Consider the following 14,560-nt stretch of genomic DNA (forward strand, 5'->3'; position numbering starts at 1 on the left):
CGCTTACCAAACTCTTAAATCATCTTTAAAACGTGAAATCTTAGTTAGCTTTTGTGATGGTGCATTACATCGTTCACATTGTTGAATCATTCTGAAATATACAGAACAGCTATTACAAACTACTCCATATTGTGTAAGTTTTCCTATTGGTCTATTAGTTAAATTACATCGTATGCATGGTTGTTTTTTAATACATTCATTACATTTCGCCTTACTATCATTCTTTGATAAGCGTGCTAATACACCACAACTAGGGCAAGGGCGTTTCTTAAAAATTCGTGCATAACAAGTTGAACAGTATTTCTTATCCTTATATTTTTTCTTTATTTTTAAAACAGTTTTTGCACATCCATTACATACTTGTCTTGAATCTTTGTTACTCAAATTCAATAACTCCAACTTTTTTAATTTTTCTCAATAATTTAAGCCACTTACGCTCCACATTCTTCTTAGATTTTGGTTGATTTATTGAAGATTTTAATCGTTGAGATGGATAAATTCTTACTGGCTTTGCCATAGCAGCTTTCATTTGTAAGAGTTGAGATGGTAATTTTTTACGATTATCCCAAAAACTTGCATTACTAATTCCATATTCATACGCACGATCTACTATCAAATCGCATGGAATTTTCATAATTCGATCTAATAAGGAAAGTAGAATGGTACGTTCATGTATATTTAAATACTCAAATGATAATGGAGTAATTGTGAGAGGAATGTCTAAGTCCACACCTAGACTTTTAAACATTTCAAGAAGACGCAAATTTTCCGTATCTAATAACAGCCTGATTTCGCTTAGCCATGCACGTGCTATCTCAAACCATTCATAAGATGAAATACTCTGATTGTTATAAAGACCTTTGCCAGTTTTTAATACTTGATCTGCATTTATTTGAAAGTCTAATGCATTTAAATTACATACTTTCGGTTGGTGATCTATAAAGTTATACCCACATGAAGAACATATCGCTAGAGAACCATGTTCTAGATCGATTTTAAATAGCTGAATAGTGATTCCACATTTAGGACAATGATCAATTAACTCTACTTGATGCTTTTCACAACAACTATGCCATCCCATCCGCCACATTAAACGGAAATAAGGTGATACACCATCATCCTTGAAGCATTTCACACATAATTGCCGACCTGATAAGTTTGATCTATTTCTCTGACCTAGTACTAAAATCCAGATTTTGTTTGGGTGCAGATACAATTGAGGAATAATACTACTCAGCATTGTATTCAGAATAGTCTGCTTATTTTCGAAACAATGTAATAATAATGAGTTAAGTCTGATATCACTTATTCCTTTATCTAAATCAATTGTAAGTGCTCTCCAATCCCTCCATAACGCTTCAACTAGAATCAAAGGCGAACATCCCATATCTAAAGCTGACCTAATCAACCAAGATGAAAATATTTCACCATTTTTAATTGGTGTCCTGATATACCATTGCCCAGCATGATCTGACATTACTCCCCCCTAAATACTAAAATCTAAATACGATTAATTTTTATATTTTGAATATTGCGAACACCTTGAGTTGGTTTTAACCATCTGAACTTTTTGATAATTTCTAAAGTGATTTCTTCTGTACCGGTCAATATTGCCATTTTTGCGCATTCGACCACTACCCTATTTAAATCCCCTAAATTTCCTCCTGAGATCTCATGTAATAATGTGGCAATTTCTTGAGATGATAAATTTGAAGGTTTTTTCAATGGAATCAATTTAACGTAACTCAAAAGGAGCCTTAAAAAATCTTCATCTAATTTCCATAAAGGTAAGTCTAAGATATCGAATCTACTGGCATACTGAGCATCTGTATGTAATATCAATGATGCTTCACGAGTTCCAACACCAATAATATTTAAACTTAATTCATTACTCAGTGTTTTAAGAGCATTCATTACTTCTTGTTGTTGTCTTGAGCTTCCACTTAAACAATTATGCAACTCATCAATTATCAACATTTTTGTTTCATACTTTCTTAGTAAATGAATTGCTTGATTCTTTAATTTACTTTCAGGATCAGTAGTACGAAAAGGAACGAAAAAATGCTCTAAAATATTAATATATAATTCTTTTACATTTGCTCTGACTGGAGCCTGTATAGGAATAACTGGCTTAGTCAGGGACAATAATTGCATATCGATATCATTAACTTTGTTTATATAATATTTTTTTGCAAATTCATGAATAATCGTAGTTTTTCCCATATTTGAGTCACCTACGATTAAAAGACATTCAGGTCTTAATTTCTTAGGTCGATTTAAAAGATCAGTGAGCATATTTAATACTGTAATTGCTCTTTGATAACCAATCCATCGATCCATATAAAGAAAATTAATTCGCTCATCATCGCTTAAAACCATAATTTCACGAACATGTGCAGCAAGATGGTTAAATTTTTCCATGACTCACCTTAAATCATCAAATGCTGTTAAATCTGTATTCCATAAGCTATTTTCAGACTGTGATAAATTGGAATTAACATTTTGATTAGCATTATTTTTTTCAAATAAAGATTGAGTGAAGCTTTTACTATTTTCTTTTCTTCTCTGGTTTAATCGGCGTTGTTTCCTTGTCAAACGGCTTTGTTGCACAAACCTATCTGTAAAGGCTTTTTCAGCGATATAATTTTCAAATGAAGAAGCTTACACCTAAAATTTATCGTACAACCAATTGGCCCGCATATAACCGAGCACTCATGAGTCGCGGAAATATTGCCATTTGGTTTGATCTTGCTACGCAATGGTATGCGCCATCAAAAGGCAAACAAGGGCGAAATCAAACCTACTCCGACGCAGCCATCCAATGCTGCTTAATGATTAAATCCTTATTTCGTCTGTCTTTACGTATGGTTACTGGCTTTGTGCAAAGTCTGATTAAACTTTGCGGATTAAATTGGATAGCTCCAGATTACACCACGCTTTGTAGAAGACAAAAGCATATTGATATTGCAATCAGCTACCAAAAAAGTAGCGATGGGCTGCATCTACTCATGGACTCTACAGGCATGAAGTTTCTAGGTGAGGGCGAATGGAAACGCAAGAAACATGGACCTGAATATCGTCGCCAATGGCGTAAACTACATATTGGTATAGATGCCAAAACCCTGCAAATACGAGCAGTTCAGCTTACAACCAATAATGTCAGTGATTCACAGGTGCTTGGTGATCTACTTAATCAGATTCCACAAGATGAGCGGATTGACTCTGTTTATACCGATGGAGCTTATGACACCAAGCAATGCCGTCAGGTCATTGCAGATCGGCAAGCGCATGCGGTGATTCCACCTAGAAAAAATGCGAAACCATGGAAAGATACAAAGAGTAGCTCGCTAGAACGAAATGAATTACTTCGAACAGTCAAACGTTTAGGCAGGACACTATGGAAAAAATGGTCAGGCTATCATCGGCGAAGTTTGGTAGAAACCAAGATGCATTGCATTAAATTATTGGGCGATAAACTGAGTGCAAGGAGCTTTCAAAGCCAAGTCAATGAGATTCATACACGTGTGGCAGTCCTCAATAAATTCACTGAATTAGGTCGACCATTTACCCAAGTTACGCCTTAAATTTGGCTCAATTAGGGGCGCTTTGCATTTCAAATCTTTGTGCAACAAAGCCTTGTCAAACTCAAGGCTTGATCTACTTTTTCACGCAAATGGATAATTGCTTTATAAATAGCATCTTGATCAACTGTATTTAAACGCTGACTTTTAAGATATTTTTGAACCTGTTTATATTCATGTAAGCTGATTGAAGGTATTTCACGTTTAGCCGTAGGCACTTTAAAATAAGTATTGGTATTGGGTTCATAGAACCAAATCATAGAAATATCGCGAGGATCTCTTTTAAAAATAAACTTTCTTTTCTTTTTTTTATTGGGATCATTTGGGTCGATCGCATTTATCCAAGGTCTTAAACAATCAGAAAAATAAAAAAGTTTATCCTTCTTAACCCCTGTTCTTTGAATAGTTGATTCAAATTCAGGAGCAAAATCTAAGAACAAAGTTGCCTCATCAGCTACTCGTTCTTTTAAACCAGTGCCAGGTTTAAATTTAGTCCCCCAAATTCCTTCTTCCCACATTTGTAATGGTGGAGCATCTAGTATTGAGTGTTTGCTCTTATGATAAACATTCACAATCCAGTAAACAATATAATATTCTAGATCTCTGAGAGTTAAGCAGGCATTTTTTGCTGAATCATATGCCCCCTTCATGACAATATTTGACTTAGTTGTTCCATCTAAAACATGCATCTCTAGATTGACTATACCAAGCAAACGCTCGATATGACCACCAAACTTTGCTCCATCAATAGGGCGATACTCCCAATTAATATCGTATTTCAAACAAGCCTTACTAAGGTGAAGGGTTCTAAAATCTGAACCATTATCAGAATGAACTGAATCCATAAGCCCTTCAACATCCCATTCCCCATCTATACCTAATTCAAGTAATTTTCTTTTTTTAGATAAGATTGCAGATGAAATACACATGGCTACGGATATAGAACTAGGTTCATCCAAAGAGAGGTAATACCCCACAACCATTCTACTAAAGACATCAATTGCTAGTGTTAGATAAGCACGACCTATAGTTTCACGGTATTGTTCATCAACAATCTCTACATCTAATGGCGTATGATCAATTTGGACATATGCTAAGGGATAATCCGCATTGGGAAACGAACCAGCAGCAGCCTCATACTTATCTTTTAAAATTTTTTTGCCATATCTTGCTTTAGTTACTTCATATGCATTGATAGCTTCTATTCGGCACCTAATAGTATTATCGTGAGGAGGTTCTAATTTTCTTTTAAAACACTCAAGCTTAACTTCTAGAATCGTTTTTGCAATACTTGGTTTTAGAGATGTTAAATACTTTGTATGAATTGCTTGTTGAATAATATAATTAAGTTCAGGAGATAATCGTTTCTTATTAGCCCTCCATCCTCTTTTTTTAGGTATTAAAACTAATATTGACTTATTTTCTCGATAAGCTTTCAACCACTTCCAAATAGTATTTACATGAAGATTATTTTTTTCAGCAGTCTTTTTTACCGTTTCAACAGTCGAATTTTCTATTAATGGCTTAATTATTTCATAATGCTGTAATGCTACCTGCCATGCTTCATCAGAAATATCTTCTCCTTTATTGAGCATAGAAGTTTCATTGTCTTCTGAATCTACAACTGACAAATTTCTTATGTTTACTTGAATACAACGGGCTGATTCTAGATTGGATATAACAACCTCTTCTGAATTTAGAATATTAATAATTCTGTATTTAGAGCCATTATAATTAACAACATTATTTGGTTTAATAATTAAACGTTTTCTATCAATTTTAACTGAATCATTTTCTATCATTTAGATTTCCCCTTTTGTAGCATTTTTATCATTTATCCAAATAATTGTTTCAGCTGACAGAGGACTATATAAATCACATAGTATTATTTTTTTCGATATTAAAATCCAAATTTTATGAATAGCTTTTAATATATTCCTTTGATCCGTAAAAATATAAGTAGGTAATTGATTAACTGTAGAATAACCTAATTTTTCCAGTATTTCGGTTAGTATCCGTTGTTCATCTTTCTCTATATAAGATCGCTTAAATCTCTTAAGAAAATTAATATTCTCCCAATATTGATCATATAAACGAGATTCATCAATGATTCTAAACTTCCATCCTTTTTCCAAAGCAAAAGTATGATGTGTGCTGAAAAAACAGGAGGTTTTAACTTGGTAAACTAAACACACTCATCAGGAGTTTACCATGAGCAAGAAATACAAGACTTACACCACAGAATTTAAAGCTGAAGCCATCAAATTAATTGAAGCCAATCAAGGCAATGTCTCGGAAACAGCTAGACAACTTAGCATTTCAATGCAAACTCTTTCAAATTGGAATACCAAAGCAAAGGCTGGAACTTTAGCAGGTACAAAACAGTATTCACCTGATCTAAACGCTCTACTCGAAGAAAATAAAAAACTCAAACAACAGCTCAAAATAGCTGAAATGGAACGTGAATTTTTAAAAAAGGCAGCAGCGTACTTTGCCAAAGAAAGTCAGTAAGGTACGCCTATATGAAACAAAAAAGATATTCATTTCCAATTACCTTAATGGCTCGATTACTTCATGTTTCAGTTTCATGTTTTTATGATTGGCTCAAGAGAGGCGTGAGCAAAAGAACGATTCAACGAAATCAACAGACGATATTGGTGAAAATAGCCCATGAGGAGACAAGGCAGAGCTATGGTTATATTCGATTAACCAAATACTTACAAGCTCAGGGCATAAAAATGAGTATGTACGCTGTACGTCAGATAAAAGCGCTGAACCACCTGTATTGTAAGCGACACAAGCGTTTTAAAAGGACTACGAATAGTGACCATAATCGAGCGATCTATGAAAACCTGCTGGAGCAACAATTCTCAATGACTAGACCAAATCAAGCATGGTCAAGTGATATTACGTACATATGGACTGTTGAAGGATGGCTGTACTTAGCAGCGGTAAAAGACCTTTACACGAAGCAAGTGGTTGGCTATAGCTTAAATGAGCGCATGACAACACAGCTTGTTTGTAATGCGCTAAATATGGCTATTCACAATCAAAAACCAACCAAAGAACTGATTGTGCATTCAGACAGAGGAAGTCAATATTGCAGCCATGAATATCGAAATATACTTGAGCAATATGGTTTTCAAGGTTCAATGAGCAAGCGCGGAGACTGTTACGATAATGCACCGATTGAAAGCTTTTGGGGAATACTGAAAAATGAGTTAGTGCATCATTACAACTATCAAACCAGAGAAGAAGCCAAAGCAGATATTATAAAATACATTGAGTTATTTTATAATCATCGAAGAATTCAAAAGGGTTTGGGTTTTAAGACACCAAATCAAATGGCCGAAGACTTTTATAAGTTGGCTGCCTAAAATCTCCCAAGGGAAAGTCTCCTGATAATTCAGCGTATATCAGTATAAGCAGCTTTAAACTTGGGTCTGAGTCCTTTCCAATCTGTTCGAAGTTTTTTTCTAGGTTTAATTTCGATCAATAATGGTGCAGCAAATAAATCTACATCTTCATACTGTGCACTAGAAAACTGCACCAAAAAATCAGGTGTATATGTTGATTCATTCCCTAACTCAGTAATATAAGGAATAGCAACAGGTTGCCCCACTACATCAATGACATTTTCGTTATATTCTTGCTTAAATAAAAAATCTCGCTCTAAAGTTGATTCATACCAGATTGTTTTTTCACCTCTAAAGGAATAGTTACCCGAGATACTCCCGTATACTGTTTGAGCTTTTCTTACCGGGCTATATTCATCACTGATTCTTTTCATTATCAACCTCAGCTTTAATCGACTAGCTTTTATTATGGTAGTTTTACAATCAACTAGCGTTTATTAATGTAATAACTAGCTTTTATTTTTATAGACTTTGTTAGATAACTTTTTGAATTCTAATTATCCCACTAGCTTTTATTATAGTATATGACAGTGGCTCACATCCTAAACCTGGAGAGATCACACTGGCACATTTGGGCGTTTTATTTCTGGACGAACTGCCTGAGTTTGACCGCAAGGTACTCGAAGTATTACGTCAGCCGCTTGAGTCCAAAGAAATTGTGATCTCGCGTGCTTCCCGGCAAATTACCTTTCCAGCCAATTTTCAGCTGGTGGCAGCCATGAATCCTTGTCCATGCGGTTATGCATTTAATCAGGACATCCGCTGTCAATGTTCACCTGAAACCATCAAGCGTTATCAGAACCGGATTTCTGGTCCATTACTGGATCGGATTGACCTGCATATTGACGTACCACCTTTACAGGCACAGGAGTTACAGGACAATAAACCTGTCGAAAACTCTGAAACGGTCAGACAACGCGTGATTACCGCTTATAACATTCAGATCAAACGGCAAAATGCCTTAAACATGAGTCTTAGCCCAAAACAACTGGAACAATATGCCCCTCTCGATCCACCAGCTCAAAAAATGATTGAACTGGCTCAGCAGAAACTGAATTTATCAGCACGAGGCTATCATCGGATTTTGCGTGTTGCCCGAACCATTGCCGATCTTAACCAAAGTCTAGATATTCAGACTGGGCATTTATCGGAAGCCCTGTCTTATCGCGGGCAACACATTTAAATAATAAAAAAGGCGACTTAGAGTCGCCTTTTTATTTAGAGAAAATTAGAAGCTATAACCTAATCCGAATACTACTTTGTTCTTTTGTTTCACATCCATACGATCATAACCACCAATAATGTAATTGATGCTTGCAGTCACACCAGTATCTGCAAGAGGTTTACTTAAACCGATGTCAAAATGACGGAAACCAAAACTTTCCGTAGTTCCTTCGATATCACCTGATTTTTCATAAGCATATAAGCCTAAAGCTGTATCCAAGCTGAAATCTTGTGGTAAAGCATAGCTATAAGTAGCTTTTAAATAGGTATCACCTGCATTGCCCCAAGTGGTATCTTCAAGAAGAGTTTGTGCTGTAATACCTAAATCTTTATAGCTCAGACCTAATAACAGCTCAAATCCATTCGTTTCTTCATCAGATTCATAATAATAGTAGTAAGTCGTACCGATCGTTAAACCCAAATCATCATTTACCGAATGGCTGTAGCCTGCATAGAAATTATTTTCAAAAGCATCACGGCCTTCTTCAACCAAAGAATAATCTAAGGTAGAACCCCACCAACCAACATAGAAGCCAGAGGAATGATTATAGTCAAGCCCACCTTGTAAAGTAGCTCCGCTATTTTCAGGTGTGTTGGTAATCCCACGCAGGTTATAGCTTGAAAGTACACTGATATTCCCAGAAACTGAATGTTCAGCAGCTGGTTCATCCGCGAAAGTGAAAGAAGATGCAGCACCTAGTAAAGCAAAAGATAATACTTTTAATGTTGATTTCATTGTATGACTCCCCCAGATCGTTTGAGACGTTTTTATGATATTGATTAAACTCGAGTTCGAAATTTGCAAGAGCTATGCCAATCTGGAATAAAACAACTAAAATCTGATGAATAAAAATAAAATAAATCACTAGGTATTTGTTTTTAAATTATATTTAAATTTTTAAAAAAAGTACTTTGATAGATTCTTTTTAACATTAGCCCTTTTTCAAAGATTTATTTTCTTTTTTCGGCCTTATACATAATCATTTACAAGTTGCGCCATTTTGAAACTTTTTTCGCTTTGATTAAATTTTGTGCTAAAAAAAGGTGCAGAAATAAAAGGTAAAGAAGCAGATTGCTTTATTCGAGTTTTTGATTCTTACCCAAACTCAGAAATTTCTGGATTAAAAAGTTCAAAATAGTGCTAAGCAACAAAAAGTGACTCTCATAGAATGACTTTTTATTATTCGGAAATCTATCAGCATTTTTGGATTTATAAATATTTAAATTAAATATTTATAAATTAAAATTCAATAATTTATAATCAATTCTCACTTTTAAGAAATTATTAATGGATAGTCTGAGACAGAAAATGAAGATTTTGAACACTCAACTTTTTCATTCTAAGAATTTCAATTTTAAATATTATCGATACACTCATGAGTCATACCCTTCAGAGAATTTATATTTAAAAAATATCTTTGTTTTTATTTGTTTTTTTACTATATGGTCAGGATCTAGACTATTAGATATCTTACTATTATTCACATTAGATTAAAAAAATCCCTCGACTTTAGTGGAGTATCGTAAATAAAAATGACATTTATTCAGCGAATCTTATACAATTCCTAAAAATTTCCATCAATTTGTATAAGGCTCTCTCCCAATGCAAAACACAAAAAAGTTAACATTGGCAGTTTTGATTCAGGCTGCATTGATCTCAACCGCTTTTGCTAGCGAGCAAAGTGAGTCTAAAGGTTTTGTAGAAGATGCAGAAGGATCTGTACTTTTCCGTACTGGTTATTTATCTCGTGATAAGAAAAATGGCGTAGCAGATACAAGTTCAGCTGCACAGACTGCAATCGTGAAACTGGATTCAGGTTTTACTCAAGGTGTGGTCGGCTTTGGTGCCGGGATCATCGGTGATGCATCATTCAAGCTTGGGGAAAATGCGCATGCTGGTAACGGCATGATTCCTCTCCATAATAATGGAGCAAAAGATGAGAATGGTCATGTTGATTCCTATGACCATTGGGCACGTGGCGGCGCTTATGTGAAAGCTCGTGTATCTAATACCACTGCTGTATATGGTACCCAAGTTTTAGATCTTCCTGTATTGGCATCAAATACTGCACGTCTCGTTCCTGAATACTTTGAAGGCGTATTAGTGACGAGTAATGAAATTGACAACCTGTCATTAACAGCTGGTAAATTTACTAAAAACCAATATTCAGACCAAATCAACTCTGATGGTAACGAGCTGGATCGTGCTGTTGTTTGGGGTGCGAAATATAAATTTAGTGATGCTTTAAACGCTTCTTACTATGGTACAGATATTAAAGACCGTTTAGACCGTCATTATGTAAATGCGAACTATAGCTATGCAGTAGCCAATGGCGGCACTTTAACTCACGATTTTAGTGGCTATCATACCGAGTGGGATAAAAAAGCTGACGGTGGTGCATATACTTATTCTCATACCACAAATGACTTAAGTAACTTAAGCAACAATATTTGGGCTATTTCTACCACTTACAATACTGGTCCGCACAATGTCATGGTGGCTTACCAACAAAATACTGGTAACACAGGCTATGACTATGGTTTGGGTCGCGGTGTAGGTGATGGTCATCAAACGATTTATCTACCAAACTCATACCTGTCTGACTTCATTGGTAATAATGAAAAATCAGCACAACTTCAATACACATTTGACTTCGGTGCTGTAAATGTTCCTGGTCTATCTTGGACTTCAGCATTTGTATATGGTTGGGATATTGATGTAGCAGGTAGTCCAGATCGTTCTCAGTTAGTGACTAATGATGCACAAGAACGTGAATTCTTTAACCAGGTGAAATACACTGTTCAATCTGGTTTTGCTAAAGACGCGAGCTTGCGTTTACGTCACTCTTACTACCGTGCAAGCAATGATTACCAATCTAACTACATTGGTGACACCAACGAATGGCGTATCTGGTTAGACATTCCTGTGAAATTATTCTAATTCACCCGAATTTCAAGCTATAATAAAAAACCTGCACATTGTGCAGGTTTTTTTGTTTAAGCTTTAAAAAGTTAAAGACTCAAACTGAAAAGCAAATGAATTATTTATTTGCTTCTGCATAAGCTGCAATTGAGCTAAGTACTTCCTGTTTTGCAACATCAGCACCTTCCCAACCACTTAACTTAACCCATTTACCTGGTTCCAAGTCTTTGTAGTGCTGGAAGAAGTGTTCGATTTGGCTAATCAGTAATGGAGGAAGATCAGTATATTCTTGAACATCTTTGTAGATCGGAGTCAGTTTGTCGTGTGGAACTGCAACCAGTTTCGCATCAACACCACCGTCATCTTCCATGTTCAGTTTACCAACAGGACGGCAACGAATTACAGAACCTGGCTCTACTGGATGTGGAGTTACCACCAATACGTCTAGAGGGTCGCCATCTAGAGAAAGTGTATTTGGTACATAACCATAGTTTGCTGGGTAGAACATTGCTGTACCCATGAAACGGTCTACAAACAATGCATCAGAATCTTTATCGATTTCATATTTGATTGGTGCTGCATTTGCAGGAATTTCGATAATGACATAGATGTCGTTTGGCGCATCTTTACCCGCTGGGATATTGCTGTAGCTCATAGCATCACTCTTTAACAAGTTATATCTTTTAAAAACCGCGACAATTATAACGGTTTTTACAGATTTTTTTTGATTTTAAAATACCGAACTGTAAATATCTCAAACTGCTTTATTTTCGGCTTAAGAGATTTTGATAATTAACAGCAGTAAGGTTATTGGACATAATAAGGATAACAGCCAGACAATTGAACGTAAGGTCGACCAGTTCGCCAGATAACAGATCCCATAGATGACCCGAAAAACTAGATAGGCAATCCCAAAGGTCATGACCAGACTTTGTGTAACGACCATATATTCTGCCATCAGAATCGAGGCGATAAAGAGCGGTAAGCTTTCAAAGCTGTTCTGCTGAGCAGCATTGGCGCGACTGGCCAGGCCTGTGGACTTTTCTAAAAATGCCCGTGGATTCTGATTGTCTTTTGCACGAAACCCTGCCGATTTTTTCGCAATCAAGGTAAAAACATAAGGTAAAAGACAAGCTGCCAAAATGAGATAGATAACCCCACTAATGCTATGCATCTGATTTTTCTCTTGAGAATTTTTATGTCTATCATAGCATGGCGTTTCGTGAATAAATTTTGTTAAATAGAGTGTTTTTATAAATGATTAAGGATTCACTATGGTCAGCCCTGATCAAAATGAAATGTTCGATGTCCTCGAGAAACAGCGCCAGCATCAACGTCAAGTGGATCGCGTATTAAAAATCGTATTACCGATTGTTGCATTTCTGATGGCCGTCATTTGTGCCAATATGAATATCTGGTCTCCCCTCTTTACCTTTGCCATCTTATGGATTGCTTTTTATGCGGTAGGCATCAAGCGTATGCCGATCTGGCACTGGGTAGTCGCGATCATCATTTATTGCCTGATAGATAATATTCTCAGTTATGGCAGTTTTAATTTGAGAGGATTTAACCGCCAGTTTGGCACCATGTTTATTTTCTTGGGTGTGATCGGGGTAGGTCGTCCTTACTTCGACCGCTGGCTAATGAAAAAAGAGAATTAAAAAAAGCGCCCTTAGGCGCTTTTTTTAATTGCAGGATTTATGCAGACTTACGTAGGTCTTTACGCAGGATTTTGCCTACGTTAGATTTCGGTAACTCGTCCATAAATTCCACATAACGTGGGCGTTTATAACCGGTCAGGTTTTCTTTCGCAAATGCCAGAACTTCTTCAGTCGTCAATGAAGGATCTTTCTTCACAACAAACAATTTTGGCACTTCACCTGATTTTTCATCTGGTACACCAATTGCAGCCACTTCCAGTACCTTTGGATGTTTCGCAACGACTTCTTCAATTTCAGAAGGATAAACGTTGAAGCCAGAGACCAGAATCATGTCTTTCTTACGGTCAACGATTTTGATGTAACCACGTGAATCCATAACACCAATATCACCGGTACGGAAGAAGCCATTTACCATCACTTTATCGGTTTCATCCGGACGGTTCCAATAGCCTTTCATCACTTGAGGACCACGGATTGAGATTTCACCCTGCTCACCGAGTGCAACTTCATTACCGTCATCATCAAGAATACCAACTTCAGTTGAAGGCAACGGAATACCAATCGTACCGCTGAATTCTTCAGATGCTGGTGGGTTTGCAGTTGCCACTGGAGAAGTTTCAGACAGGCCATAACCTTCAATGATGTTAGTGCCAGTAATTTTCTTCCAAGCTTCTGCAGTAGAAGGCAGAACAGCCATACCACCGCCCATCGCCATTTTTAAACGGCTATGATCCAGTTGCTTGAACTCTTCGTTGTTTACAAGCGCATTAAACAGCGTGTTCACAGCAGGGAAGAATGTTGGCTGGTATTTACGTAATTCTTTCATCACCGCAGGCAGATCACGCGGGTTAGGAATCAGAACGTTCGCCTGACCTTTATACATGCCGTAAAGTGCACAGACCATGAAAGCAAAGATGTGATAAAGCGGTAAAGCACAGAAAATACGGTCATCTGGCTGGCCATCTTGCGCACCGAATTTGCTCTGGAAGATACCGTCACACTGCAACAGGTTAGCAACCAGGTTACGATGGGTCAGTTCAGCACCTTTAGAAACACCTGTAGTACCACCTGTGTACTGAAGTACAGCAGTATCACTTAAAGTCAATTCAGGGCGTTTATAGTTGCTTGGGTTAACTTTATTCAGGGCTGCATTGAACTTGATGTGACCTGGAATATCCCATGCCGGAATCTGCTTACGTACTGAACGTAATACAAAGTTCACCAAAGTACCTTTTAAAGCACCCAGCATGTCACCCACAGAAGCAACCACGACGTGCTTCACAGGTGTTTTGCCAATAATTGACTGATAAACGCTTGCAAAATTCTCAATAATGACCAGAACTTCAGCGCCAGAATCTTTTAACTGATGCTCAAGCTCACGTGATGTATACAGTGGATTTACATTCACCAGTACTAAACCAGCGCGGAACACCCCCAATGCTACGACCGGATATTGAAGAACGTTTGGCATCATTACGGCAACACGTGTGCCTTTTGCCAGACCCAAACTTTGTAAATATGCTGCGAATTTACGACTAGCTTCTTCCAACTCATTGAACGTTAAAGTCTTATCCATAAAGATAAAGGCATCACGTGAGCCAAATTTTTGGAAATTGCGTTCAAAAATATCAACCAGAGATGTATTTTCTGCTGGTAATTCTACAGTTTCTGGAATCCCTGTTTTTTGGTATTCAGCGAACCAAATTTTTTCCATAATGCCAATCTCTCCAATCATAATCCTTAGTAGTTCAACTG

The 14,560-nt window shown here is 36.7% G+C and carries 12 protein-coding genes and 4 pseudogenes; 5 read left to right on the top strand and 11 right to left on the bottom strand.

What is annotated here, in order from left to right:
- Positions 1-9: 9 nt before the first annotated feature.
- From FOC32_RS03245 to FOC32_RS03260, 4 genes and pseudogenes are all read right to left on the bottom strand, one after another.
- Positions 10-384, bottom strand: a pseudogene (locus tag FOC32_RS03245) (transposase); the annotation flags it as partial.
- Entirely contained in the window at positions 377-1,477 is a 1,101-nt protein-coding gene (locus FOC32_RS03250; protein WP_125279887.1) for a TniQ family protein, read from the bottom strand. The gene FOC32_RS03250 and the pseudogene FOC32_RS03245, both read right to left, overlap by 8 nt.
- Positions 1,478-1,500: 23 nt before the next feature.
- On the bottom strand, positions 1,501-2,421 hold the full coding sequence (locus FOC32_RS03255; RefSeq protein ID WP_175966325.1) for a TniB family NTP-binding protein: 921 nt from the start codon (positions 2,419-2,421) through the stop codon (positions 1,501-1,503).
- A gap of 3 nt (positions 2,422-2,424) precedes the next feature.
- Positions 2,425-2,610: a hypothetical protein gene (locus tag FOC32_RS03260; protein ID WP_175966327.1), complete on the bottom strand. Its 186-nt coding sequence runs from the start codon at positions 2,608-2,610 to the stop codon at positions 2,425-2,427.
- 41 nt (positions 2,611-2,651) lie between these two features.
- Between FOC32_RS03260 and FOC32_RS03265 the strand changes: the two genes are divergently transcribed.
- A complete protein-coding gene (locus tag FOC32_RS03265) occupies positions 2,652-3,584 on the top strand; it encodes an IS5 family transposase (protein WP_175966329.1) in 933 nt (310 codons plus the stop codon).
- Positions 3,585-3,634: 50 nt separating this feature from the next.
- On the opposite strand, the pseudogene FOC32_RS03270 reads toward FOC32_RS03265, so the two are convergent.
- A pseudogene (locus FOC32_RS03270) lies at positions 3,635-5,383 on the bottom strand (Mu transposase C-terminal domain-containing protein); the annotation flags it as partial.
- Positions 5,384-5,776 (bottom strand): TnsA endonuclease C-terminal domain-containing protein, encoded by a 393-nt coding sequence (locus FOC32_RS03275; protein ID WP_217706276.1) that lies wholly within the window; start codon positions 5,774-5,776, stop codon positions 5,384-5,386.
- 16 nt (positions 5,777-5,792) lie between these two features.
- Between FOC32_RS03275 and FOC32_RS03280 the strand changes: the two genes are divergently transcribed.
- Positions 5,793-6,958, top strand: a protein-coding gene (locus tag FOC32_RS03280; RefSeq protein ID WP_087748731.1) for an IS3-like element ISAba22 family transposase whose coding sequence is annotated in 2 segments (ribosomal slippage) — positions 5,793-6,051 and positions 6,051-6,958 — 1,167 coding nt in all. Because the reading frame shifts where the segments join, the coding sequence is not laid out codon by codon here.
- Positions 6,959-7,002: 44 nt separating this feature from the next.
- Here the strand turns inward: FOC32_RS03280 and FOC32_RS03285 are convergent.
- A pseudogene (locus FOC32_RS03285) lies at positions 7,003-7,371 on the bottom strand (Tn7 transposase TnsA N-terminal domain-containing protein); the annotation flags it as partial.
- 155 nt (positions 7,372-7,526) lie between these two features.
- Between FOC32_RS03285 and FOC32_RS03290 the strand changes: the two are divergent.
- A pseudogene (locus FOC32_RS03290) lies at positions 7,527-8,180 on the top strand (ATP-binding protein); the annotation flags it as partial.
- Positions 8,181-8,225: 45 nt separating this feature from the next.
- Here FOC32_RS03290 and FOC32_RS03295 read toward each other — a convergent pair.
- Complete coding sequence (locus FOC32_RS03295) at positions 8,226-8,957, bottom strand: TorF family putative porin (RefSeq protein ID WP_125279424.1); 732 nt, start codon at positions 8,955-8,957, stop codon at positions 8,226-8,228.
- 867 nt (positions 8,958-9,824) lie between these two features.
- On the opposite strand from FOC32_RS03295, the gene FOC32_RS03300 reads away from it, so the two are divergent.
- Positions 9,825-11,162: an OprD family outer membrane porin gene (locus FOC32_RS03300; protein ID WP_034169790.1), complete on the top strand. Its 1,338-nt coding sequence runs from the start codon at positions 9,825-9,827 to the stop codon at positions 11,160-11,162.
- Positions 11,163-11,262: 100 nt separating this feature from the next.
- On the opposite strand, the gene ppa is transcribed toward FOC32_RS03300, so the two are convergent.
- Both ppa and FOC32_RS03310 read right to left on the bottom strand, forming a co-directional pair.
- The gene (gene ppa / locus FOC32_RS03305) at positions 11,263-11,799 is read right to left on the bottom strand and encodes an inorganic diphosphatase (RefSeq protein ID WP_005233448.1); all 537 of its coding nucleotides are present in this window, start codon (positions 11,797-11,799) and stop codon (positions 11,263-11,265) included.
- Positions 11,800-11,919: 120 nt separating this feature from the next.
- Positions 11,920-12,318: an MAPEG family protein gene (locus FOC32_RS03310; RefSeq protein ID WP_034169791.1), complete on the bottom strand. Its 399-nt coding sequence runs from the start codon at positions 12,316-12,318 to the stop codon at positions 11,920-11,922.
- A gap of 100 nt (positions 12,319-12,418) precedes the next feature.
- Here FOC32_RS03310 and FOC32_RS03315 point away from each other — a divergent pair, with 100 nt between their 5' ends.
- A complete protein-coding gene (locus tag FOC32_RS03315; protein ID WP_004787363.1) occupies positions 12,419-12,805 on the top strand; it encodes a hypothetical protein in 387 nt (128 codons plus the stop codon).
- 37 nt (positions 12,806-12,842) lie between these two features.
- Here FOC32_RS03315 and FOC32_RS03320 read toward each other — a convergent pair whose 3' ends face one another.
- Positions 12,843-14,519, bottom strand: coding sequence for an AMP-binding protein (locus tag FOC32_RS03320; protein ID WP_125279423.1), 1,677 nt, complete (start codon positions 14,517-14,519; stop codon positions 12,843-12,845).
- Between the last annotated feature and the right edge of the window lie 41 nt (positions 14,520-14,560).

Source organism: Acinetobacter sp. FDAARGOS_724, from assembly GCF_013364475.1.
Taxonomy (GTDB): domain Bacteria; phylum Pseudomonadota; class Gammaproteobacteria; order Pseudomonadales; family Moraxellaceae; genus Acinetobacter; species Acinetobacter variabilis.

What these genes read in the sequence shown, in the direction of transcription:
- FOC32_RS03300 (WP_034169790.1), top strand. Translation starts at nt 9,825, where the DNA reads ATGCAAAACACAAAAAAGTTAACATTGGCAGTTTTGATTCAGGCTGCA.
- FOC32_RS03250 (WP_125279887.1), bottom strand. Translation starts at nt 1,477, where the DNA reads ATGTCAGATCATGCTGGGCAATGGTATATCAGGACACCAATTAAAAAT.
- FOC32_RS03295 (WP_125279424.1), bottom strand. Translation starts at nt 8,957, where the DNA reads ATGAAATCAACATTAAAAGTATTATCTTTTGCTTTACTAGGTGCTGCA.
- FOC32_RS03265 (WP_175966329.1), top strand. Translation starts at nt 2,652, where the DNA reads ATGAAGAAGCTTACACCTAAAATTTATCGTACAACCAATTGGCCCGCA.
- FOC32_RS03320 (WP_125279423.1), bottom strand. Translation starts at nt 14,519, where the DNA reads ATGGAAAAAATTTGGTTCGCTGAATACCAAAAAACAGGGATTCCAGAA.
- FOC32_RS03315 (WP_004787363.1), top strand. Translation starts at nt 12,419, where the DNA reads ATGGTCAGCCCTGATCAAAATGAAATGTTCGATGTCCTCGAGAAACAG.
- ppa (WP_005233448.1), bottom strand. Translation starts at nt 11,799, where the DNA reads ATGAGCTACAGCAATATCCCAGCGGGTAAAGATGCGCCAAACGACATC.
- FOC32_RS03310 (WP_034169791.1), bottom strand. Translation starts at nt 12,318, where the DNA reads ATGCATAGCATTAGTGGGGTTATCTATCTCATTTTGGCAGCTTGTCTT.
- FOC32_RS03255 (WP_175966325.1), bottom strand. Translation starts at nt 2,421, where the DNA reads ATGGAAAAATTTAACCATCTTGCTGCACATGTTCGTGAAATTATGGTT.